Annotated in this window: 24 protein-coding genes; 7 read left to right on the top strand and 17 right to left on the bottom strand. The window is 47.9% G+C overall.

Annotation, left to right across the window (positions count from 1 at the left end; all coding sequences use genetic code 11):
* Positions 1–49: 49 nt before the first annotated feature.
* Positions 50–1,240, top strand: a complete 1,191-nt coding sequence (cls, locus tag H615_RS0108200; protein ID WP_027954695.1) for a cardiolipin synthase — start codon at positions 50–52, stop codon at positions 1,238–1,240.
* A 3-nt stretch (positions 1,241–1,243) separates the two neighbouring features.
* Here cls and H615_RS0108195 read toward each other — a convergent pair whose 3' ends face one another.
* The 6 genes from H615_RS0108195 to speE all read right to left on the bottom strand — a co-directional run bounded on the left by H615_RS0108195 (position 1,244) and on the right by speE (position 6,019).
* Entirely contained in the window at positions 1,244–1,426 is a 183-nt protein-coding gene (locus tag H615_RS0108195; protein WP_027954694.1) for a XapX domain-containing protein, read from the bottom strand.
* A 148-nt stretch (positions 1,427–1,574) separates the two neighbouring features.
* Complete coding sequence (gene argS / locus H615_RS0108190; protein ID WP_027954693.1) at positions 1,575–3,242, bottom strand: arginine--tRNA ligase; 1,668 nt, start codon at positions 3,240–3,242, stop codon at positions 1,575–1,577.
* Positions 3,239–3,679, bottom strand: coding sequence for a YwiB family protein (locus H615_RS0108185; protein ID WP_027954692.1), 441 nt, complete (start codon positions 3,677–3,679; stop codon positions 3,239–3,241). The genes argS and H615_RS0108185 overlap by 4 nt, the downstream gene beginning before the upstream one ends.
* Positions 3,680–3,767: 88 nt before the next feature.
* Positions 3,768–4,217: a hypothetical protein gene (locus H615_RS0108180; protein WP_027954691.1), complete on the bottom strand. Its 450-nt coding sequence runs from the start codon at positions 4,215–4,217 to the stop codon at positions 3,768–3,770.
* 93 nt (positions 4,218–4,310) lie between these two features.
* Positions 4,311–5,183, bottom strand: a complete 873-nt coding sequence (gene speB, locus H615_RS0108175; protein ID WP_027954690.1) for an agmatinase — start codon at positions 5,181–5,183, stop codon at positions 4,311–4,313.
* 5 nt (positions 5,184–5,188) lie between these two features.
* The gene (gene speE, locus H615_RS0108170; protein ID WP_027954689.1) at positions 5,189–6,019 is read right to left on the bottom strand and encodes a spermidine synthase; all 831 of its coding nucleotides are present in this window, start codon (positions 6,017–6,019) and stop codon (positions 5,189–5,191) included.
* Positions 6,020–6,192: 173 nt separating this feature from the next.
* Here speE and H615_RS0108165 point away from each other — a divergent pair, with 173 nt between their 5' ends.
* On the top strand, positions 6,193–8,244 hold the full coding sequence (locus H615_RS0108165; RefSeq protein ID WP_027954688.1) for a transglycosylase domain-containing protein: 2,052 nt from the start codon (positions 6,193–6,195) through the stop codon (positions 8,242–8,244).
* Between the two features lie 569 nt (positions 8,245–8,813).
* On the opposite strand, the gene H615_RS0108160 is transcribed toward H615_RS0108165, so the two are convergent.
* The 5 genes from H615_RS0108160 to H615_RS0108140 form a co-directional block, all read right to left on the bottom strand.
* Positions 8,814–9,155: a YolD-like family protein gene (locus H615_RS0108160; RefSeq protein WP_027954687.1), complete on the bottom strand. Its 342-nt coding sequence runs from the start codon at positions 9,153–9,155 to the stop codon at positions 8,814–8,816.
* Positions 9,156–9,317: 162 nt separating this feature from the next.
* A complete protein-coding gene (locus H615_RS0108155) occupies positions 9,318–9,860 on the bottom strand; it encodes a YwhD family protein (RefSeq protein WP_027954686.1) in 543 nt (180 codons plus the stop codon).
* Between the two features lie 87 nt (positions 9,861–9,947).
* A complete protein-coding gene (locus H615_RS0108150) occupies positions 9,948–10,517 on the bottom strand; it encodes a GNAT family N-acetyltransferase (protein WP_027954685.1) in 570 nt (189 codons plus the stop codon).
* 288 nt (positions 10,518–10,805) lie between these two features.
* Complete coding sequence (locus H615_RS0108145) at positions 10,806–11,306, bottom strand: YwgA family protein (RefSeq protein WP_027954684.1); 501 nt, start codon at positions 11,304–11,306, stop codon at positions 10,806–10,808.
* A 13-nt stretch (positions 11,307–11,319) separates the two neighbouring features.
* Entirely contained in the window at positions 11,320–12,615 is a 1,296-nt protein-coding gene (locus tag H615_RS0108140) for an HD domain-containing protein (RefSeq protein WP_027954683.1), read from the bottom strand.
* A gap of 231 nt (positions 12,616–12,846) precedes the next feature.
* Between H615_RS0108140 and lipL the strand changes: the two genes are divergently transcribed.
* Positions 12,847–13,689, top strand: coding sequence for an octanoyl-[GcvH]:protein N-octanoyltransferase (gene lipL, locus H615_RS0108135; protein WP_027954682.1), 843 nt, complete (start codon positions 12,847–12,849; stop codon positions 13,687–13,689).
* A 20-nt stretch (positions 13,690–13,709) separates the two neighbouring features.
* On the opposite strand, the gene H615_RS0108130 is transcribed toward lipL, so the two are convergent.
* From H615_RS0108130 to pta, 4 genes are all read right to left on the bottom strand, one after another.
* On the bottom strand, positions 13,710–14,426 hold the full coding sequence (locus H615_RS0108130) for an ABC transporter ATP-binding protein (protein ID WP_027954681.1): 717 nt from the start codon (positions 14,424–14,426) through the stop codon (positions 13,710–13,712).
* A 1-nt stretch (position 14,427) separates the two neighbouring features.
* The gene (locus tag H615_RS0108125) at positions 14,428–16,134 is read right to left on the bottom strand and encodes an ABC transporter permease (RefSeq protein ID WP_211225366.1); all 1,707 of its coding nucleotides are present in this window, start codon (positions 16,132–16,134) and stop codon (positions 14,428–14,430) included.
* Between the two features lie 88 nt (positions 16,135–16,222).
* Entirely contained in the window at positions 16,223–17,332 is a 1,110-nt protein-coding gene (locus H615_RS0108120; RefSeq protein ID WP_027954679.1) for a Fe(3+) ABC transporter substrate-binding protein, read from the bottom strand.
* A gap of 186 nt (positions 17,333–17,518) precedes the next feature.
* Positions 17,519–18,490 carry a phosphate acetyltransferase gene (gene pta, locus H615_RS0108110; RefSeq protein WP_027954678.1) on the bottom strand — a complete coding sequence of 324 codons (972 nt, stop codon included), beginning with the start codon at positions 18,488–18,490 and terminating at the stop codon, positions 17,519–17,521.
* Between the two features lie 257 nt (positions 18,491–18,747).
* On the opposite strand from pta, the gene hemQ reads away from it, so the two are divergent.
* The 4 genes from hemQ to H615_RS0108090 all read left to right on the top strand — a co-directional run bounded on the left by hemQ (position 18,748) and on the right by H615_RS0108090 (position 20,951).
* Complete coding sequence (hemQ, locus tag H615_RS0108105; protein WP_027954677.1) at positions 18,748–19,485, top strand: hydrogen peroxide-dependent heme synthase; 738 nt, start codon at positions 18,748–18,750, stop codon at positions 19,483–19,485.
* 211 nt (positions 19,486–19,696) lie between these two features.
* A complete protein-coding gene (locus tag H615_RS0108100; protein ID WP_027954676.1) occupies positions 19,697–20,119 on the top strand; it encodes a cell wall hydrolase in 423 nt (140 codons plus the stop codon).
* Positions 20,120–20,141: 22 nt separating this feature from the next.
* On the top strand, positions 20,142–20,645 hold the full coding sequence (gene gerQ / locus H615_RS0108095) for a spore coat protein GerQ (RefSeq protein WP_027954675.1): 504 nt from the start codon (positions 20,142–20,144) through the stop codon (positions 20,643–20,645).
* Between the two features lie 36 nt (positions 20,646–20,681).
* A complete protein-coding gene (locus tag H615_RS0108090; protein ID WP_242520288.1) occupies positions 20,682–20,951 on the top strand; it encodes a hypothetical protein in 270 nt (89 codons plus the stop codon).
* 3 nt (positions 20,952–20,954) lie between these two features.
* On the opposite strand, the gene H615_RS0108085 is transcribed toward H615_RS0108090, so the two are convergent.
* Both H615_RS0108085 and H615_RS0108080 read right to left on the bottom strand, forming a co-directional pair.
* A complete protein-coding gene (locus H615_RS0108085; RefSeq protein WP_027954673.1) occupies positions 20,955–21,323 on the bottom strand; it encodes a DUF423 domain-containing protein in 369 nt (122 codons plus the stop codon).
* Positions 21,324–21,338: 15 nt separating this feature from the next.
* Positions 21,339–21,635, bottom strand: coding sequence for a DUF5327 family protein (locus H615_RS0108080; protein WP_027954672.1), 297 nt, complete (start codon positions 21,633–21,635; stop codon positions 21,339–21,341).
* Positions 21,636–22,051: the final 416 nt, after the last annotated feature.

The raw sequence follows: 22,051 nt of genomic DNA, 5'->3' as shown, positions 1-22,051 counted from the left end.
AGGTCGAAAAAGGGGAAACTAGGAGGAAGAGTTTTTTAGGAGGCATCTTATGTTCTACATTATTCTACTATTACTAGCAGTCACTCTTATTTTCCTGCTTTTCCTGGATTTTAAATTGGGAAGGTCCCGGCATCATAAACAGGCCCGTACCATTCCCTTGGAGGAAACGACAGGCAGCTATCATTTATATAAGAACGGATCCCGGCTGTATGAGCAGCTTTTCCGGGATATTTCCGAGGCAGAAAAACAGGTGGATGTTTATTTCTTTCTTATAGAAAATGATTATATTGCGGATAACTTCCTTCAGGTGCTCAAAAACAAAGCGGCCGAAGGTGTCCCCGTCCGCCTGATGGGCGACCGTGTGGCCAGCTTTAAAATTACAAAAAAGCGTCGCAGCGAACTTGAAGAGGCAGGGGTGCGCTTCGCTTTTGCGGAAGTACCTGGTTTCCCTTACTTCTTCTACCGCCTTCAACGAAGAAACCACAGAAAAATCACCGTCATTGATGGGAATATCGGCTATGTCGGGGGTTTTAATGTCGGAAAGGCATATATCGGAGAATCGTCAAAATTAGGGGATTGGCGGGATTACCACATCCGTGCATTCGGTCCGGTTGTTCATCAGCTCCATACAATTTTTCTTGATGACTGGTACTTGGCGACAGGAGAACAAGATACCCCCTTCCCCCCTTCGGATACCGAGCATCCGTACCGGATGAGGATTGTAGCGACAGACGGCGTAGAGCTTGAAACAGAATTCAAGAAAATGATTGATTCTGCTGAACGGGAAATTTTAATCGGTACGCCCTATTTCATTCCCACGCCTACGCTTCAGGATGCTTTAAAGAAAGCATTGAAACGGAACGTCTCGCTGCATATTATGATTCCGATGAAAGCGGACCATGCGTTTGTAAAGGAAGCAGCGGTGCCGTATTTAAAAGAGCTGAAGCAGACCGGTGCTGACATACGCTTCTTTGATGCAGGCTTTTATCACTCAAAGGTCATCATGATTGACGGGCAGTTCGCCGATATTGGAACGGCGAACTTTGACCGGCGCAGCTTTTTCCTGAATAAAGAAGTGAATACCTACGTGTATGACGAAGCTTTCATCCAGGACTTGAGAGATGTCTATTTTGAGGATGTCGCGGATGCTGTTCCTTTCGATGACCGTTGGCTGAAAAAACGCTCGCTCGGAACGAGAATCAATCAAAAGATTGCTGTTCTGCTCCGCCCGTTTTTATAGACGTCATTTAAACAACTCTGTGAACACCGGTCCGATCCACCCATACACTTTAAACCCAAGATAAATGCCAATGATACCGGCCACTCCCGCAAAGGCGGGCGGTGCCGGTATCGGCAGTTTTACAGCAGCAAATAATAACCCGACAACGAAACCGGTCAGTAATGCCAGCAGCACTTCTTTTCCCACATGGATTCCTCCTTCTTCCGTCCTTTTCGTATATCATGTACTTCTTTCTCCACTCCATTCATCATTCCCTTTTCCTTATGACTGCGCACATAAAAAAAGAACGCCTCTGCCTGATGATGCAGAGACGCCCTTTTCCTATTCTATGAGATTACATTTGATTTGGTGCAGAAACACCAACAAGTTTCAGCGCGTTGTTCAATGTGATCCGTACAGCCTTCATTAAGGCAATTCTTGCCGCTGTGCGCTCCGGATTGTCGCCATCCAATACTTTCACGGCATTGTAGAAGCTGTGGAGGGCAGAAGCCAGATCAAAGGCATACTGGGTAACCCTGTGCGGGGTACGTTTGTCGGCCGCATCCGCTACAACCTGCGGGAATTCCCCAAGCTTCTTCAGCAGGTCTTCTTCCTTCTCAGCCGTTAACCAGCTGTTATCGTAGTTCTCTTTCATGAGCCCTTTCTCTTCCGCCTGCTTCAACATCGTGCAGATTCTTGCGTGCGCATACTGCACATAGTACACAGGGTTTTCATTGGACTCGGAACGGGCAAGGTCCATATCAAAGTCCAGGTGGGAGTCACTGGAACGCATGGAGAAGAAATAGCGCATCGCGTCGACACCGACTTCCTCCATCAGCTCTCTAAGTGTGACCGCTTTTCCGGTACGCTTACTCATTTTCACCTTTTCGCCGTCCTGGAACAAATTGACCATCTGGATGATTTCTACTTCCATCGTATCCTTTTCATAACCCAGTGCCTGGATGGCTGCTTTCATACGTGGGATGTAGCCGTGGTGATCCGCTCCCCAGATGTTGATGAGCGTATCAAAACCGCGGTCCAGCTTGTTTTTGTGATAGGCAATATCCGGCGTCAAGTACGTGTATGTGCCGTCATTTTTAATAAGGACTCGATCCTTATCATCGCCGAACTGTGTCGTTTCAAACCATGTGGCATCATCTTTATCATACACGTATCCTTGATCTTTAAGGACTTTCAAGGCGTCTGTAATCTGGTCACCCTGATACAGGGAGGTTTCAGAGAACCATTCATCAAATGGCACACGGAATTCTTCCAGATCGGTCTTGATCCGGTTCAAAAGGAACTTCAAACCATATTCACGGCAGAACTGAAGACGCTCTTCCTGCTCGGCTTCCGCCCATTTTTCACCGGTTTCTTCCGCGAGCTTTTCTCCGAGCTGGATAATATCTTTACCGTGATAGCCATCTTCCGGCATGTCCCAGTCACGGCCGAGCGCCTGCATGTATCGGGCTTCAAGAGACTTCGCCAGATTCATCATCTGGTTTCCTGCATCATTGATGTAGTATTCACGGGAGACGTCGTAGCCGGCTGCCTCCAATACGTTGCACAAGGAATCACCGACAGCTGCTCCACGGGCGTGTCCCAGGTGAAGGGTTCCCGTCGGATTGGCCGAAACGAACTCAATCTGGATTTTATGACCGTCTCCGCTGTTGGTGCGTCCATATGCATCGCCGGCAGACAGTACAGAAGGCACAAGTTCCGTCAAATACTGATTGTTCATGTAAAAGTTAATGAAGCCCGGGCCTGCGATTTCAATTTTTTCAATGGATGCTTTCGAATGGTCGAACTGCTCCACCAGTTCAGTTGCAATCGCACGCGGGTTCTTTTTCGCTACACGCGCCAGCTGCATGGCCATATTGGTGGCATAGTCCCCATGAGCTTTATCCTTCGGCTGTTCAAGCACCACTTCCGGCATTTCTTCTTCTCCGGCAAGCCCCGCTGCCAGCACAGAACGCACAATTTCTGCTTTCAGGTTCTGTTCCATTTGTTCAACGATATTCATGAATCGCTCTCCTCCTCAAACGTCAACGTCAAGCTGTGCGCCTGCGTCACCTCGTGATTTAACGTCATCGTATAGTTTAAAAACAGTCGTCCCTGCACGGATTCTTCCAGCGGGGTGTAGTTCATTTCTTTCGTGTAGGTTTTCATATGAAAATCACCATAGGTGTGGTGATATAGATTCTCTGTTTCCATCAAAGGTTTAAAAACCTGGCGCATTTCCACACCGCCGGTACGCTTGATGCTTACATGCTCCGGTTTGATCGTCACCATTGTATGGACAGGCTCACCGTCTTCCGGGTGCTCCGTAAAGGTCAGCACCTGCGTACTGCCGCGGACTAAAAAACGGCCGGTCTCTTCGATTTCCATGGTCTCTCTGCGATCTTGATCCTGGATTTCGGTAACAAGCTGGACCTGGATGTCTTTTGCATTTGCAGGCATGTTTCTCCACCTTTTCTTTAACAGTTTTACGAACGAGTTATAACTAATCCATTATAAAAATTTCAGTTTAAAAACGCAAGCGTTGGTATCAGGAACTTGTCAGCAGACGAACATACCTCTCTATATCATCCACATAGGAAACGTGTGCCGGAACGGACCATGCGGTGTATACCACAAGGATGGCCAAAACAACCGCCGCGTACCACTTAAAGGCTAGATATTTCTTAAACGGACGCTGTGCAGGAGCAGCGATAAACAACAAGAGAGGCAGAAGAACAGCGGTCACACCAAGGTCCACGCTCCATTGCTGCCTTTCTTCAGAAACCGCCAGCTGGAAGAGCAGGATATTGTTGATATTCCCTTCCCTCTCCACTTCCATTTCTTCTTTATTCCATAATCCTTGTTCAATCGTCAGGGTGTTTTCATTTAATGTATAGCTGTAATTTGATGGGTTCCATTCCCCTGTAAAAGTGGCGGTGAAGAGAGCCACCATCACCAATGCATAGGCCGAAATGAGACCGATCCCTTTCTTTGTCAAAATGAAACGCTCCTTTATTCATGATTTCAGGCCCCGGGCCTGAAAATAGAAAAGCCACCGTGATCATCACAGCGGCTTTTCCTATTCTATCATTTATTGAACAAACCCTAAAAGCATTTCACGCATCAGTTTGCTGGCAGCAATCTGTGTTTTTTCCGAATGATCATAGGCCGGCGCTACTTCCACCAAGTCAGCCCCTACGATATTCATCTCACTTCCTGCCATGGCATGAATGGCCGCAAGCAGTTCCTTAGAAGTAATGCCGCCCGCTTCAGCCGTGCCTGTTCCCGGTGCAGCGGCGGGGTCCAGCACATCAATATCAATCGTGACGTAAACCGGACGCCCGCCCAGTTCAGGAAGAACCTTCTGCAAAGGCTCCAGTACATCGAACTTGTACAAATGCATACCGGATTCAGCAGCATATTGGAACTCTTCCCTCATACCGGAACGGATACCGAAGGAGTAGACGTTTTCCGCTCCGATGAGCTCACACGTCTTCCGGATCGGCGTGGAATGGGAAAGCACCTCTCCCTCGTATTCCTCCCGAAGATCCGCATGGGCATCAATATGAATGACGGCAAGGTCCGGGTATTTTTTGTAAACGGATTGAATGACCGGCCAGGAGACAAGGTGCTCCCCGCCCATCCCGAGCGGGAACTTGCCTTTTTCCATCAGTTCATCCATATAATCCTCAATGATATCAAGGCTTCGGGCTGCATTTCCGAATGGCAGCAGCAGATCGCCTGCATCATGATAGCTTACCTCTTCCAAATGACGGTCCAGATAAGGACTGTATTCCTCAAGGCCGATGGAAGCTTCCCTGATCCGGTTCGGGCCAAATCGGGAGCCCGGACGGAAGCTGACCGTCCAGTCCATCGGCATGCCGTAAATCACAGCGTCCGCTTCTTCCTCTGAAGCTCGGCTCATTATGAATACTTTTCCAGAGTAGGCTTCATCAAACCTCATGAATGTCACTCCTTCGTCAAGTCTTTCACAAATTTCGGCAGCGCAAAACAGGCTTGATGGATTTCTTCGGTGTAGTATTTCGTATCCAGTTCCGTGAAACGGTCTTCAGGAACCTGAAGGGGATGATGCGTCTTGCTCCCCATCGTGAATGTCCACAGTCCGCTTGGATACGTTGGAATGTTAGCCGTATACACGTGGGTAATCGGAAATGTTTCTTTCACATCCCCGTACACCTGACGGATCAGGTCTGCCTTGAACCACGGGTTGTCTGTTTGCGCGACAAAGATGCCATCCTCTTTCAGTGCTTTGGCAATACCCTCGTAAAAGCCCTTGGAAAAGAGGCTCACAGCAGGTCCGACCGGTTCTGTGGAATCAACCATGATGACATCGTATTCGTCACGGCTTTGTGCGATGTGCATGAATCCATCATCTACTTTGACCTCGACACGTTCGTCTTCAAGCATTCCTGCGATGGACGGCAGGTACTTTTTCGAATACTCGATGACCTTCCCATCAATTTCCACAAGAGTGGCTTTCTTCACACTTTCATGCTTCAGGACTTCTCTTATCACACCACCGTCTCCGCCGCCGACAACCAGCACATTTTCAGGGTGGGGGTGGGTGAATAAAGGAACATGGGCGACCATTTCGTGATAAACGAATTCATCCTTCTCCGTCGTCATGACCATATCATCAAGCACGAGCATATTTCCCCATTCTTCTGTCTCCAGCATTTCCAATTCTTGAAAATCTGTTTTCTCTTTATGAAGCGATCGATTCACTTTCGCTGTAATCCCGAAATGATCGGTCTGTTTTTCTGTAAACCATGTACCCATGAAGCATTTCTCCTTTTCATCTATACATCGGCCGGTGGCAGGGAGCCCCCTCCATACCGGTATTTAAAAAGCAAACAAGAAGTTTATTTTACTACGAATTCTCCCATAATAATAGCAGTCTTTCGTTTCGGTGAACACAAAATTTTCTCTTTATAGTTGGGAGTATAAACAAGATGTGGTCATTTATCAAAACTTCTTACAAATGGCTGATCATCAGCCTGAAACTGACGGGAGCCGCCGCCATCCTCGGCCTTATCGCTCTCATTGCTGTAGTTATGACGGCGATTATCCAGGGCCCCCCATCCTTGACGACGGAACAGAATACACTCATCTACGGAAGCAGTGGAGAGGTGATCGGGGAGGACAAAGGGGCTGAGGAAAGGTACTGGATCGCTATCGAGGATATGCCCCAGTCGATTAAGGACGCCACGCTTGCCATTGAAGACCGGCGGTTTTACAACCATTTCGGTTTCGATTTCAAACGGATTGCGGCCGCTGCCTTAACCGATATAAAACAGATGCGTATGGCTCAGGGAGCAAGCACGATTACCCAGCAGTATGCCCGCAACCTATATCTTTCGCATGATAAAACATGGAAACGCAAACTTTATGAAGCGATGTATGCCCTGCGACTGGAAATCTTCTATAACAAAGACGAAATTTTAGAGGGTTACCTGAACACCATTTATTACGGCCACGGGGCCTACGGCATTGAAGCCGCAAGCCGCCACTATTTCAGTAAGAATGCCGGGGAACTTTCCCTCACAGAAGCCTCCATGCTTGCCGGCATACCGAAAGGGCCCAGCTACTATTCTCCTCTGAACAATGAAGAGAAAGCCGTATCCAGGCAGGGACAAATTTTAGCGGAGATGGAGCGCCACGGATACATTACTTCGATAGAAAAAGAGGAAGCTGTGGAAGCGAGCTTGAATTATGCGGATGGTCAGAATGAAAAGATACAGGAAACCGCTCCCTATTTTCAGGATGAGGTCATTTCCGAAGCAGCCCGGCTGCTGGGCGTCGACAGAGAAAGCATCCAGACCGGTGGATACCACATCCATACGACTCTTAATGAAGAACATCAGGACACATTGGAAGAAATGGCCGCCCGGCATCTTCCTGACGGCCATGACGTCCAAACCGCCGCAGTCGTTATGGACAGCCGCACCGGCGCTGTCACCGCACTGATCGGAGGCAGGAATTATGAGGAAAGTCCGTTCAACAGGGCGGTGCAGGCAAAACGACCGATCGGATCCACCATTAAGCCGCTGCTTTATTACAGTGCACTGGAGTCCGGAGAATCGCCGGTCACGATGCGCGAAAGCAAGCCGGTTGAATTCCCTGTCGAAGGAAAAAGCGATCCGTATGTTCCCACCAATTTCAATGATCAGTATGCGGATAAGCCGATAACGATGGCTCAAGCTCTTGCTGTATCCGATAACATTTATGCCGTATCCACCCATATGGACATCGGACCGGAAAAGCTTGTCGAAACGATGAAAACGTTTGGTCTAGAGGGGGCTTTTGAACCCCACCCCTCTCTTGCACTGGGCTATTCATCCATATCCTTGTACGATATGATCACGGCGTACGGGAAGATGGTCAAAGGCTCTGACTCTCTCGAAGGGCATACAATTAAAAAAATTACCGACCGGCATGAACATGTGTTATATGAATATGAACCGGTCATTTTAAAAGACGACCCTGTCGATCAGGAAACGGCCTTTACCGTCACCCATATGATGACAGGCATGTTCGATCCAGCCCTTGATGCCTCCTACGCTTCTGTTACAGGCACACCTGTTAACGGAAAGCTGACCCGGATGTACGGAGGCAAATCGGGAACCACAGATACGGACAGCTGGATGATCGGTTTCAGTCCGCAATTCGTTACGGGTGTATGGATCGGCTACGATGAAGGGGGACGCCCTTTGGAAACGTTCAATGATCACCGATATGCCAAGTCCATCTGGGCGGATACAATGGAGGACATTCACGAAACTCTCCCTTCAGCGGCTTTCGTGCCTCCACCAGGTGTGAAGGGGGTATACATTGACCCTGATACCGGATACCTTGCCGGCCCTGACTGCCCTCAGGAACGGCTCGTCTATATGGAAAAGGCAGACATACCGAAGAAAGTGTGCGGAGGCAGTGAAGAAAAGGATATCAATGATGAATTCGAGGACGACCCATGGTTCAAAGATGTCGTGGACTGGTTCTTCTAACCAAAAAAACGGCTGACCTTCAGCCGCCAATAGAAATAATGCACGGAGAAAGTTCTTGTGGTCCAGTGATGCTTGTACACAAGGAAACGTGTTCTATCCTTATGTTTTTGCAGACAGGGCTGATCTTCTGTTAAACAGAAGGTCAGCCCTGTTTTCAACTCACCATTATGGGAAGGTCACGAGAAGCGTTCGGTGGTGACGCCTGCGGGACCAGCGCGAGCCGAAGATCCACTTGGGCAGGTGGTTTTCCTGCCCAAGTTAGCTGAGGCCGTGCCCGCGGCAAGCATCCACCGATAAGCGGAACGTGACCGTTAACACCACACACTCCTTACTTCAAAGAATAACGCAGCCTGACCCATGACCACGTTCATCCATAAAAAGGAATGGTCGGAGCTGGAACGATAATAAAAAAGGACAGAGAAAACGACCGGTCACAAGCCGGTCGTTTTCTCTGTCCTAGTCAAACATGTACAATCCATGTATTACTTAATATATTACCCCGTCAAAGGTTCGTCAATACGAATCACAGAGATCTGTCCGTATTTTATGAACATTCCGGTAAATCAGGCTCAGGCGATCGTTAAATCAATGATATCCTCCAGGGGAAAGCGGACCTGTTCCTTCGTTTCCCAGTGGATCCCTTTGACAACTCTTTCCCACCGGCTTACCTCCTGGACCTTCAGCAGACATTCTTCATAATCAAATCCATTATGGACCCTCAGACGGACTGTTAAATCATCCTTCACCGCCCTCTGCAGCAAAAAGTCGATTTCCACCGCCTTCTGTTCATCAATGATGCCCTTCTCCACGCGCTGATCCTCTTTCCACAGCTTTTTCACCATCTCCACATGTTCCGGCAGCATCAAAGACGTCCACTTAATGGTTCCTCGATCCCGATTACGATTATCCATCATGCCCCTCCTCAATCACGAACATTTGTTCTTATTCTATCATAAAAAAGGACAGCGTAAACTGGAAGTTACAGGAGAAGTGAAAAAAAGATCCCATTCACCAGAATGCCGGAAAAAACGAGGCATAAAAAAAGCCGCCGGTTGTCCCGACAGGCTTTTTTCTTATGAAACGCCTAACGCAGCCTTCAATTCCTGAGCCGTATTTTCCCAGAGCTCCGGTTTGAATTCACGAAGGTATTCTCCGAGAATTTTTCTACTCTTTTCATCCACGTGCTCGACGACAAAGCGCCCTTTTAACGATTTGTCCATATGATTCACGTGCTCCGGCATCAGCTTATACCCTCGCTTGATGGAACGATCGACGATGATTTCACTGGCAGCCACTCCGTAGTAGCAGGGATTCCCTCCGCGGTAATCCACCGTCACCCAGGCAATCCAGTAATGAAGGCCATTGGCCACTACGTCTTTATCTGTGATGAATTTGATCCGCTTCTCCACTTTACTGCGGGCATGAAGCGCCCCCATATCCACATAAGCTTCTTCTTCATTGGGATCAACGATGACCGGGGTCATGTTTTCAAGACTGATGGAGCCGACCCCGTAGCCGCCGTGCCCGTCTGTCGCGTCATCTTTAATGATCGTAAATTGATTTTTCTTCTTATCACTGCTGTCACTATTTTTCTTAAACTGATCGAATTCTTTCATGATTCAGCGAACCTCCTTTACAAGCCCGTACGTTTTGCTCCTATTTTAACATAGAACCACCGGGATGGTGGAGTGAAAGGGCAGCGGTCACTCTTCCTTATTGGTCAAACGTTTGTTCAAGGCCTGGTATTCTTCCTTCAGCATAGAGAAGACAACCGTATCCTGAAACCTCTTTCCATCAAAATCCGTCTGACGGAGTGTCCCTTCCTCCTGGAACCCATATCGTTCAAGAAGTTTCCTCGACCCTTGATTTTCTGCAAATATATCTCCGACGATTCTGTTCAGCTGCAGCTCCTCAAATCCATACCGGAGAATGACGGCCATCAATTCAGACATGACGCCTGAACGCTGATACGCGGCAGAGATGACTACTCCCATCTCCGCTTTCCGATGCCAGTGATGAAGCTTATGAAACCGGAAAAATCCAATAACGTCTCCACTCCGGTCTTCGATCACCCAGGGGATTTCGCGCTTCTCTTCATAAGCCGTCAAGTACGCTCCAACCTGTTTTCTCATCTCCTCAATATTCTGAACCGGATGGGGCGTGATATACTTCATCGTTCCGCCGTCCCCCATGAACGGGAACAAAGACACGGCGTCTTCTTCCCGCAGGCTCCGAAGACGGTAATGCTCGCTATGTAATGAAGGTATGGTCATTTTCTCGTCCTTTCCCAGGCAGTCCTGATCTTCTCTGCAAGCTTTTTCCTCCAGGAGCATAAAAAAGACTGCCCTCCACACATACGCTCGGGCCAGGTGAAGGACAATCTAACGGCAGTAACGCAGTCCACATCGTTCTTTCCAATCTAAGAAACTGCGCTCAATTTTTTCTTTTCTCGATTCATACATCCATTTCCCTTTCGCACGTCGTCTGCGCGGAGCGTGACCACCCACACGACATAAAGGCAACTCCAATGGACACGTACTTTTCATTCCTATCTAACCTATCTAATGCATACCGCGGATCGTTTCGATGAAGGTCCAGCCTTCTTCAATGTCCTCGTCTGAATAATTCTGGGCACTCTTGACTGTAAACACTTTTTCGGCGACCTCTTCTTTCGGCAGGTCCTCGAAGAAAAGCATCGTTGAAACGAGCTCTAAAAACCTTGAGCTCCGTTCATTCATCAGATCAATGTGCTGATTCAAAGGCGGCAGGTCCATTTCATAATGCTTGAGAAAATCGCGGCCGCTGTCCGTCAGCTGATAGCGGTACTGGTAATAATTCTTTTTTTCTTCTCTCGTTTCCGTTACAAATCCCAGATTGCACATTTCCTCTACCCGGAGCGTAAGTTCCTCTGAATAGGGGCCGTAAAAGTGGAATTGGTACCGTTCCTCAAATGGGATTTCACACTTTTTCAAGATATAGATCATCTTCTGCAGTTTCTTCCTTCCGACGATTTCTTCCGTGCTTGAAAAAAACTGCATCAACTTCGCATGATTCTCCAACATGGAGGTTCACTCCTTATCCAAACAATATTTCCATAATCCGCTTCTTCGTTTTACTTCGATTGGACATTTCCTCAAGGCGGTCGAGAGGAATATACAGCTTATGATCCGTCCGTTTCTTCCCGGAAATCGACTCGACGATATCCGAAAGTCTGGACAGCTCCTTCAGTTCACCGCTTGGCTGCAGCAGATGAATCGGCAGGCGCTCCCCTTCTTCGCCGGGGCGGTAGAAGTCATAAGGCAGGTCGGAACTGGAATCCACGACAAGATAATAATCCGGGTTCAATCCCGCTTTGGTGAACAGCTTATACAGCTCCATCCATTCATTCATCTGGGCATTCGGATTGAATTCGATGTATTTGAACAGCCGCCGGTTCACGAACCGCTGGCAGAGGTCACTCAGCACATCGTCCTCTTCTTCCATCCACATCTGGAAATAGTAAAGCACAACGGCTTCATCTAAAGCTAAATACTCCTTCAAGCTCGGTTTCCCTTCAAAAAAGGAAAGGAAATGGACCGGTTCCAGCTTGAATGTATAGCCATCGTCATACAGCTCTTTTGCCCGGTGCAGAATCTTCGTCAAAATGACTTCCGCACTGCGGGTGACCGGGTGGAAATAAACCTGCCAGTACATCTGGTACCGGCTCATAATGTAATCTTCCACCGCATGCATGCCGCTTTCCTTCACTACGACCTGATCTTCCATCGGACGCATGACTCTGAGAATCCGCTCCATATCGAAATGACCATAGCTGACCCCCGTGAAGTAAGCATCACGCTGCAGGTAATCCATCCGGTCGGCGTCAATCTGGCTGGAGATCAAACTGACCACCAGCTTATTTTCATACGTTTTGTTAATGACATCGGCGACCTTTTTCGGAAATCCTTTTTCCACACGGCGGAGAACTTGATTGACCTCCGTATCCCCAAGCAGGATCGCCTGGGTGAATTCCTCATGATCCAGTTTGTACACCTTCTCAAAGGAATGGGAGAACGGGCCGTGGCCGAGGTCATGCAGAAGAGCCGCACAAAGACAGAGCAGTCTCTCCTCCTGGTTCCAATGCGGCCGGTCCTTGAAGTTCTCAATAATCCGTCTCACAATTTCATACACACCGAGCGAGTGGTTGAAGCGGCTGTGCTCTGCTCCATGAAACGTCAAATAGGAAGTTCCCAGCTGCTTCACACGTCGCAGCCGCTGGAATTCAGACGTTCCGATCAAATCCCATATGACCCGCTCCCGTACATGGACATAACGGTGAACCGGGTCTTTAAATACTTTTTCTTCACTTAGTTTCTCATCACGATAAGCCATCCGCTTGTCCTTTCCTGACGACATTTTTAACTATTATATACCTTTATATCCGACAAAAAAACGTCTTGACAGACAAAAAATGACAGGGGAGAGGTCTCTTCCCTGTCCCTATCCCTTTTTGCCTGAAGACTTTTTTAACCCATCGGAGATTTTACATTGGTTCACTTATTCATGCAACAACCGATATTTGCTATAATAGATGGTGCTGTATGTAAAGGAGTTCGAATGTGCATGAGTACAATCCATACCTTATTAAAAACCAATACCTACCGCTTCATCGATCAAAGCAGTCTTGGACCTTCGTTTTCAGCTCTTCAGTCGTTCGCCATGGACGACACCCTGTCCATCTCCGTCGGAGAGCGCATCAGTCCGACGACGGCCCGCTTATGGGTGCATCATAATACCGTCGTCCTCGGAATTCCTGATGCCCGTCTGCCTTACATCGATGAAGCCATCGAATATTTGAAAGCCGGCGGCTACCAGGTCGTCGTCCGTAACTCCGGCGGCCTTGCCGTCGTGTTGGATGAAGGTGTCATGAACCTCTCCTTCATTTTCCCAGACTCAAAGGAAGTAAACATCCATGAAGGCTACGATGCGATGGTCTCATTTATCCACTACCTGTTCCAGGATGTGACTGATGAGATTGAAGCGTATGAAATCACCCGGTCCTACTGTCCGGGCACCTATGATCTCAGCATCAACGGGAAGAAATTTGCCGGCATTTCCCAACGCCGGGTGAAAAACGGGTCCGCTGTGCAGATCTATCTGGATGTCACGGGGAGCGGAGCTGAAAGAGCCTCCCTGCTGAAGCACTTTTATGAAATTGGAAAAAGGAATGAAGAAACACGATTCACCTATCCGGATATCGAGCCGTCTGTCATGGCTTCTCTCAATGAGCTGCTCGACACCCCCCTTACTGTAGCGGATGTCCGGGACAGAATCTTGACGAAGCTGTACGAACTTTCCGGCCACATTGTGACCGATCCACTGAACGACACGGAAATTGAATGGTTCCAAAAACGGTTCGATCAAATCGTCAAACGCAATGAAAAAGCGCTCGACCACCTCCGCTGAGGATGTCGAGCGCTTTTTACCTATTTCAGCCGAACCAGCTCAGGCTTCTGACTCTCTTCTTCACGTGTCGTACATAAGGAGTCCCAATCATAAGATGCCCCATCCCTCATCGTAACCATACGGTCTGCCAGGGCGCGGGAGTCCTCCCGGTCGTGCGTCACAAAAATGCAGGTCGTTCCTGTTTGCTTAAGAATGGCTTTCAGCTCGTTTCTTATTTTCACCTGCAGATCCGCATCAAGGTTACTGAATGGTTCATCTAACAACAGCAGCTCCGGTGCCGGCGCAAGCGACCGAGCCAAAGCGATCCGCTGCTGCTGTCCTCCGCTCAGTTCATGGGGATACCGTTTTGAGTAGTCCCCCATGTTCACAAGCTCCAGCACTTCCTGCACTCTGCGGCTGCGATCCTTCCTCTTCCACGCTTTCAATCCGAATTTCACATTCTCATAAACCGTCATATGCGGAAACAGTGCATAATCCTGAAAGACAATGCCGATCCCTCTTTTTTCAGGAGCTACAAACGTCCGGTCATCTGTCATCGTGCGGCCTGCGATGTGGATCGTCCCTTTTTCAGGGATTTCCAAACCACATAGGAGGCGGAGGACGGTACTTTTCCCACTGCCGCTCTCTCCCAGGATGGAAATGATTTCGCCCTGCTCAATATCCAGGTTAAAATCGTGGACGGTTCGTTCTTTCGAGTTGGTATACCCAAAACAGAGATCTTTGATTTCAACATACATATCAATTCGACTCCTTTTCTAAGACCTGATGAAAAATAAAGACAGCGGCTGCACTGATGAGGACTATGATAAGAGAAGACAACGCCGCTTCATGAATCTGCTCATCACTGGCATATTTAAAAGCATTGGTCGACAGCGTTCCAAAGTTAAACGGACGCAGGATCAACGTGAGCGGAAGTTCTTTAATGATCTCAATAAAGGCAAGCAGAAACCCGCTGATCAGCGGTGCCCGCAGCATTCTTACGTCCACTTTAAAAAAGGTCTTCGTCATATTCATCCCCAGCATCCGTGAGGCTTCTGTATATTTGTTTCCGATTTTATCAAAGCCGGATTCAACGGAATTGTAGCCAATAGCCAGAAACCGGATGATATAGGAAGATATCAGGATCACTATACTGGTGCTTAAAAACAACCGGCTTTCCACCCCTGTCATTTCATAGAAACGGGAAAGTCCACTGTCGAGATCAATAAACACGGTACTGATGCCGACCGCAATGACCGCTCCCGGGATCGAATAGCCGAGAATCGTCACTTTGGCTGCAGATTTCGAAAGCCGGCTTTGATGCGTCCGGGCAAAGTTGCCGATGATCACTGCAAAGAAGACAATAAGCAGGGCCCCCGTCAAGGATACGAACAGGGAATTCCAGATCAACGTTAAAAATTCAGACGAAGCCACTTTTTCGAAGGTTAAGAACATCCAGTCTACAAGCTGAATCAAAGGGATGAGAAAACCCAGCAGAAAGATGGCCAGACAATAACTGAAAGCCGCCCAGCCTCGCCCCCCGCTTAATGGAATGGCACGGAGCGGCCGGGCTTTTGCCGTCGTAGCTGCGTATTTCTTTCGGCCTCTCAGCAATTTCTCCAAAATCAGGATAGAAAAAACGATAAACATCAATGTCGCTGATAATTTAATCGCTGAATTCAAGTCATTCATGCCGAACCATGTCTGGAAGATGGCCGTACTGAATGTAGGAACGCCAAAGTACTGGACGACACCATAATCATTCAGAACTTCCAGAAGAACGAGACTGACGCCCCCGACAACGGCTCCCCGGGAAACCGGCAGGACCACCCTGAAAAACACTTCCAGCGGCGAACCTCCCAGCAGACGTGCGTTTTCTATTAACGATGCTGACTGATTGGCCAGAAAAGCTCTTGTAATCGTATACACGTATGGATATAGAAAAAGAGTGAAAATAAAAACAGCACCAGGAAGATTGAGAATATCAAAGTATTTCTGTTCCACTTCGATGCCCCACGTATTCCGGAGTGTCGTCTGAATCACCCCTGTGTAATTCAATATCCCGTTATACGTATATCCGGCAATATAAGGCGGGATGGCAAGCGGTAAAATAAGCGCCCACTTAAAAAACTTTTTCAACGGGAAATCATAAGCAGAAATCAACCAGGCGAGGCTTGTGCCTATGATAATGGTCAACAGCCCTGTGAAAGCAATAAGCAGACCAGTGTTTTTCAATAAATCCGGAAGTATATATTCTGTAATATGGCCCCAATTTTCAGCTTTTTCTGTGAAGAAATTGAATAAGATCGTCACATTGGGGATGAGAATCAAGATGACAATAATGAAACTGAGTATTGACCAGCCATTTCTATAAGCAGGAAGTCTTCGCCGTACATTCAAAGAGGACACGTCCTTTTCCACCAGTCCCTCAGCCTTGAATGAAAAAAGCCTGGAGGCTTGCTTCATTCAAGGTTGAGTCCGTAATAATGATAACAGTTCTCAACTGTTTTGTATAGAAAAAACCGCATCATGACGGGCATGATGCGGTTCGTTCTTATTTCCAGCCGACTTCATTCATAATCTGAATGGCGCGGTCGTTGTTTTCTCCAAGTTCATTCAGGGAAATGTCCTGCTCTTTGAACTCACCCCAGCTTTGAAGCAGTTCAGAAGCTTCGACGTCTGGATTTACTGGATATTCGTAGTTGGCTTCAGCAAATTGCTTCTGCGCTTCCTCACCAGACAGGAACTCAATGAATTTCTGAGCGTTTTCAGTATTCTTGCTGCTTGCTGTCACACCAATGCCGCTGATGTTGACATGAGTTCCTGTAGAATCCTGGTTGGGGAAGATGATTCCCAGCTGTTCAGCTACTTTCACTTCTTCCTCATCTTCTGAGTTCAGCATTTTCCCAAGGTAATACGTGTTCATAACCGCCACATCACCCTCACCGGCAGCGACAGCTTTCGCCTGGTCACGATCTCCTCCTTGAGGATCACGAGCCATGTTATCTACGATTCCCTGTGCCCATTCCTTGGCAGCGTCTTCGCCCTCCGTTGCAATCATAGAAGCAACAAGAGACTGGTTATAGATGTTTGAGGACGAACGAATCAAGACTTTATCCTGGTACTCCTCGTTTGTTAAATCCATGTACGTTTGAAGGTTTTCTTCATCAACACGCTCTTTGTGGTAAGCAATGACACGCGCACGCTTGGTCAGACCAAACCAGTTGTTATCCGGATCACGGAATTTCTCCGGAATATTTTCATTCAGTGTGTCGCTTTCCAAAGACTGAAGCAGATCCTGCGATTTCGCACGGTGCAGACGACCGGCATCAGCGGTGATCAGCAGGTCGGCTTCAGAAGCCTCTCCCTCACGATCAAGACGGGCGATCAATTCGTCATCATCCCCTTCAATGACATTGACCTCGATTCCCGTTTCTTCTGTAAATGTATCATAGAGCTCCTGATCTGTATCGTAATGACGGCCGGTGTACAGATTTACTTCTCCACCCGTTTCTTCAGAAGCGTTCTCTTCACTTGTTTCTTCTGTGTCTGCTGTTTCCTGATCAGAAGATGTATCTTCCTCCTGTTCGCCCCCTCCGCATGCAGCCAGTACGAATACGGATAGTAGAAGCGTTAACCCTAACATCAACCATTTGTTCCTCATCATGTCCACCCCTGTATATAAATTTTAAATGATAATGATTTTCATTCCAGGTATTATTTTAATGGAATCCTCTCCAAAGTCAAGCGTTTTCAGCACATTCCCGCTTCCCACTGCAAACGTTTTAAGCAAGTACCAGAAAAAAAGACTGCCGGCCTCCAGGCCGGCAGTCTTTTTTTCTGCGTTCTATTATAGAGATTGAGCTGCTGTAATGATAGCCAGCTTGTATACGTCATCTGCACTACAGCCGCGGGAAAGATCGTTGACCGGCTGGTTCAGACCTTGCAGGACCGGACCTACCGCATCAAAACCGCCGAGACGCTGAGCGATCTTGTACCCAATGTTACCTGCTTCAAGACTAGGGAAGACAAACGTATTCGCTTCGCCTTTCAGAGGGGAATCCGGAGCTTTTTTCTCGGCAACGGAAGGAACGAAAGCAGCATCGAACTGGAATTCACCGTCAATGACGAGGTCTGGATTCTGTTCTTTGGCGATATTCAATGCTTCTGCTACTTTTTCTGTTTCTGGTGATTTCGCAGAACCTTTCGTGGAGAAGCTGAGCATCGCTACTTTAGGATCCACATCGAACAAGGCAGCTGTTTCCGCACTCGCCAGCGCAATTTCAGCAAGATCCTGGCTGTCCGGGCTGATGTTGATGGCACAATCAGCAAAGACGTATTTCTCGTCTTCACGGACCATGACGAAGACACCGGAAGTTTTCTTAATGCCGGGTTTCGTTTTAATGATCTGAAGAGCCGGGCGTACTGTATCCGCTGTTGAATGAGCCGCGCCGCTGACAAGACCATCCGCTTTGCCCATATATACGAGCATCGTACCGAAGTAGTTTTCATCCTGAAGAATTTCACGGGCTTTTTCTTCCGTCGCCTTGCCTTTACGACGTTCGACGAAGCTTGCTACCATCTCGTCATATTCAGGATAGTCCGCAGGGTTCAACACTTCAGCGCCTGAAATGTCCACACCCAGTTCATCCGCTTTCTGTTCTACTTTCGCTTTATCTCCGACTAGTACAGGTGTGATCATACCATCAGCAGTCAGCTGGCCTGCAGCTGTAAGAATACGCTCGTCCATCGCTTCCGGAAGTACGATTTTTGTACCTTTTCCGTCAATTTTAGCTTTCATTGTATCAAATAGGTTACTCATGCTTAACCCTCCAATTTTCATTTCTGTTATATATGATAAAGTCTTTTGTGTATAAATGAAAGGAATTCCCTTCAAATTTTCTCCTTCCATACGGTTCTGTCCAGTTTATCTGTACCCGGAAACGCCATCCGTCATTCCTTCATTTAATTGTCACAGGATATCGGCCCCCTCTGTAATGCCTGAAGATCAAAATATGTTATATTGGGAATGTGAAATTTTTAACTAACGACTTGCTATACAAAGGAGCGAATGATCCTATGCCAGAAGCAGTAGTAACGATGGATGGATGGTATTGCCTTCATGATTTCCGCACATTGGACTGGACAGCCTGGAAGTACGCCTCCGAGGAGGAGCGTGGAGAGGCCGTTTCCGAATTCCGTGAGCTGATCGGACAATGGGAGCACACGGAAGAAAACAAGGAAGGCAGCCATGCCCTCTACACGATTGTCGGTCAAAAAGCTGACTTCATGATGATGATTCTCCGTCCGACGATGGAAGAATTGAATGAGATTGAAACAGCCTTCAATAAAACGAAACTGGCTGAGTTTACCACTCCAGCTTATTCTTATGTCTCCGTTGTCGAGCTCTCCAATTATATGGGAAGCGCCAACGAGGAAGATCCTGAAATCCAGGCCCGTCTTCGTCCGAAGCTTCCAAAATGGAATCACATCTGCTTTTATCCAATGGACAAGCGCAGACAAGGCAATGACAACTGGTACGTGCTTGAAAAAGACGAGCGCGCGAAGCTGATGTATGCTCACGGCATGACCGGCCGGCAGTATGCCGGGAAAATCCGCCAGATCATCACCGGTTCCATCGGTTTTGATGACTGGGAATGGGGCGTCACCTTGTTTGCTCACGATGTCCTTCAATTCAAAAAGCTCGTGTATGAAATGAGATTCGATGAAGTCACGTCCCGCTACGGCGACTTCGGCTCTTTCTATGTCGGAAACCTTCTGAAGCCGGAAGCTGTTGATCAATTCCTGAAAATATAAGATCCAAAAAACTGTCCGGGGAAACCCGGGCAGTTTTTTTATTTCACAGGCTATTCTTTTTTATTGTAGCTCTGTTTTATGAAGCGAGTTTTTACGATGTGTTAAGGTTCGATGGATGCACCCGGGTTTATTTCTTTCATATCCAGGGAGGGTCCGTACATATAGTGATAAAGAGCATGCAAGCATGCCTTTCGTAAAGCGAGGTGACAGCGTGGCTGTTATTCCTTCCACTGAGGCTGACGTGAAGTTACTGGCACGGCTGATGCGGGCAGAAGCCGAGGGTGACGGAGAGCTGGGGATGCTGATGGTTGGGAACACAGGAGTGAACCGCGTGCGCGGAGATTGTATTGATTTCACGGATATCAACACCATCCGCGATATGGTCTATCAAAGTCCAGGAGGATTCGAAGCCACCCAGAAAGGTTATTTTTACCAGAGGGCGCGGGAAAAGGATATCCGCCTGGCCAGAAAAACGATCAAAGGGACGCGCTACCATCCTGCCTCCAACTCCCTCTGGTTTTTCAAGCCTTCCGGCGACTGCCCTGAACAATGGTTCGGACAGTGGAATACAGGCCGCTATAAATCGCACTGTTTCTACTCTCCGACCCGGTCCGACTGTCCAAGTGTGTATTAAATTCCTGTAAGGAGTGATTCAATTGGCACAAAAACCACAATCCGGAGGCCAGGGACAGCCGATGTACGGGCAGATGTCCTCCCCTTATTATGGTCAGAGCCCTTATATGTACCATTATCCCAGCGCCCCCTATTCCAACCAGGGGATGCCTCAAGGACAACAAGGAGGCGGTCTCCAGGTTCCGCCTATGCAGCAAGGAACGTTCAAAGGTGGAGTGAATCCACCGAACATGCTTCCTTCTGAAGAATCCTACATTGAAAATATTCTCAGGCTCAATGCCGGCAAACCGGCAACGGTGTACATGACCTTTGAAAACAACGACCAGTGGAATGCAAAAATCTTCAAAGGAGTCATTGAAGCCGCCGGAAGGGATCACATCATTCTAAGTGATCCACAGACTGGGAAACGCTACCTTCTGCTGATGGTCTACCTTGATTACATTACCTTTGATGAGGAAATCAACTACAACTATCCATTCGGCTCCGGATCCAATCAGGGGATGGCCAACTACCAGTCCCGCCCTTAAGCCTGAACTCGCTATTTCGATAGCGGGTTTTTCACTATGAAAGGAAAAGGTGAGCGGATGAGACCTCCTTATGAGAACTACCAGCGGGCCTTGCTGGGAACCCTCCTTCTTGCGGTCGTCCTGGCGGTTCTGGCCTTGTTTCAGCTGGAACATCAATGGCTCGTTCTTCTTTTATTCTACGTGCTGACCGCCGGTTTTGTATTAGAAGGACTTGTTGCCATGAAAAAGCAGCTGCAGATCGAAATGATCATCCAGCTGCTGCGTGCCTTTATCATTTTTGTGTTTGCAACCATTCTTTATTTCTGACGATTACAGATGCTTGATGATGGCATATCCAAGCAGAATCCAGCCAATTAGGAATGATAAACCACCGAGCGGCGTGATCATGGCAAACGTCTTGATTTCTGTAACGGCATAGATATAGAGACTGCCGGAGAACAAGAGGATGCCAATCAAAAAGAACCAGCCGGCGCCAGTCATCATTCCGGCTTGGATTCTGCCCATCAATAATGCTGTACCAAACAAAGCCATCGTATGGAACATTTGATAATCCACGGCTTTGCCCCACTGATCCAATCCTTTTTCAGATACTTTCCCTTCCAGACCATGAGCTCCGAATGCTCCCAGAGCTACAGATAAAAATCCATTCATAACTGCGGCGATCAGTAAAAACTTCATATTGATCCTTCCTCCCTAGAAATCAAAGATAGACGGCCCGTTGGCCTCTTCATGATCGACGGCCGTATCAGGCTGGGACTGTTTCACAGGTGCCTTGTCCGCCCCCATCATTTTCCTTATTTCTTCTGCGGTCGGTTCATTGACCGAAGGTTCCGGACGACCTCCCTGTGACTCTTCCTCCAACAGGAGTTCCGCCAGAAGCTTCACAGAACGGACATGCTCCCTCACCTTCGGCTCATTTCCATGCTGAAGCATCGCTTCCTGTATTTCATTGGCCATTCTTTTTAGAACACTGTGGTTGGTTACTGCCATTTTATAAACTCCTTTACTTACATAAAAATGGGACTCTGTCGTAGTTTAACACGTCTCTTCCCCTCCTGTCCCATCCCCTTTCCAATGTTCAAACAAAGTTCCAAAACGCTTCCATAAAAAACCTCTCTAACTAAAATGCATAAAGGTGTATACTCTCTTCCTCAAAACCTTTCTCCTCCAAACTCGATTAAGGGGGGATGCTGCTTCTGTGAGTCTAAGTCCTTCTCAAGAAAAAGACATTGATGAACAGCCATGGATAAAGGATGTCCGCGCCTAGCCCGAATAGCTGTATGAAGATAGGTCTCCCGCACAGCATAACGGTATATAAAAGAGGACTGTCTTTTGTTTAACAAAAGACAGTCCTCTTTTTGCACATGACTTGGTTCGGTCACGAGAAGCGTTCGGTGGTGACGCCT

The organism is Halobacillus kuroshimensis DSM 18393 (genome assembly GCF_000425705.1).
Classification (GTDB): domain Bacteria; phylum Bacillota; class Bacilli; order Bacillales; family Halobacillaceae; genus Halobacillus; species Halobacillus kuroshimensis.
This window is presented reverse-complemented; position numbering and strand designations above follow the sequence as displayed.

What these genes read in the sequence shown, in the direction of transcription:
- H615_RS0108145 (WP_027954684.1), bottom strand. Translation starts at nt 11,306, where the DNA reads ATGTTGGAGAATCATGCGAAGTTGATGCAGTTTTTTTCAAGCACGGAA.
- lipL (WP_027954682.1), top strand. Translation starts at nt 12,847, where the DNA reads ATGAGTACAATCCATACCTTATTAAAAACCAATACCTACCGCTTCATC.
- H615_RS0108155 (WP_027954686.1), bottom strand. Translation starts at nt 9,860, where the DNA reads ATGAAAGAATTCGATCAGTTTAAGAAAAATAGTGACAGCAGTGATAAG.
- H615_RS0108160 (WP_027954687.1), bottom strand. Translation starts at nt 9,155, where the DNA reads ATGGATAATCGTAATCGGGATCGAGGAACCATTAAGTGGACGTCTTTG.
- H615_RS0108185 (WP_027954692.1), bottom strand. Translation starts at nt 3,679, where the DNA reads ATGCCTGCAAATGCAAAAGACATCCAGGTCCAGCTTGTTACCGAAATC.
- H615_RS0108085 (WP_027954673.1), bottom strand. Translation starts at nt 21,323, where the DNA reads ATGAAGTTTTTACTGATCGCCGCAGTTATGAATGGATTTTTATCTGTA.
- H615_RS0108120 (WP_027954679.1), bottom strand. Translation starts at nt 17,332, where the DNA reads ATGAGGAACAAATGGTTGATGTTAGGGTTAACGCTTCTACTATCCGTA.
- H615_RS0108130 (WP_027954681.1), bottom strand. Translation starts at nt 14,426, where the DNA reads ATGTATGTTGAAATCAAAGATCTCTGTTTTGGGTATACCAACTCGAAA.
- H615_RS0108080 (WP_027954672.1), bottom strand. Translation starts at nt 21,635, where the DNA reads ATGGCAGTAACCAACCACAGTGTTCTAAAAAGAATGGCCAATGAAATA.
- hemQ (WP_027954677.1), top strand. Translation starts at nt 18,748, where the DNA reads ATGCCAGAAGCAGTAGTAACGATGGATGGATGGTATTGCCTTCATGAT.
- speB (WP_027954690.1), bottom strand. Translation starts at nt 5,183, where the DNA reads ATGAGGTTTGATGAAGCCTACTCTGGAAAAGTATTCATAATGAGCCGA.
- H615_RS0108125 (WP_211225366.1), bottom strand. Translation starts at nt 16,134, where the DNA reads ATGAAGCAAGCCTCCAGGCTTTTTTCATTCAAGGCTGAGGGACTGGTG.
- H615_RS0108090 (WP_242520288.1), top strand. Translation starts at nt 20,682, where the DNA reads ATGAAAGGAAAAGGTGAGCGGATGAGACCTCCTTATGAGAACTACCAG.
- H615_RS0108140 (WP_027954683.1), bottom strand. Translation starts at nt 12,615, where the DNA reads ATGGCTTATCGTGATGAGAAACTAAGTGAAGAAAAAGTATTTAAAGAC.
- cls (WP_027954695.1), top strand. Translation starts at nt 50, where the DNA reads ATGTTCTACATTATTCTACTATTACTAGCAGTCACTCTTATTTTCCTG.
- pta (WP_027954678.1), bottom strand. Translation starts at nt 18,490, where the DNA reads ATGAGTAACCTATTTGATACAATGAAAGCTAAAATTGACGGAAAAGGT.
- argS (WP_027954693.1), bottom strand. Translation starts at nt 3,242, where the DNA reads ATGAATATCGTTGAACAAATGGAACAGAACCTGAAAGCAGAAATTGTG.
- speE (WP_027954689.1), bottom strand. Translation starts at nt 6,019, where the DNA reads ATGGGTACATGGTTTACAGAAAAACAGACCGATCATTTCGGGATTACA.
- H615_RS0108165 (WP_027954688.1), top strand. Translation starts at nt 6,193, where the DNA reads ATGTGGTCATTTATCAAAACTTCTTACAAATGGCTGATCATCAGCCTG.
- H615_RS0108150 (WP_027954685.1), bottom strand. Translation starts at nt 10,517, where the DNA reads ATGACCATACCTTCATTACATAGCGAGCATTACCGTCTTCGGAGCCTG.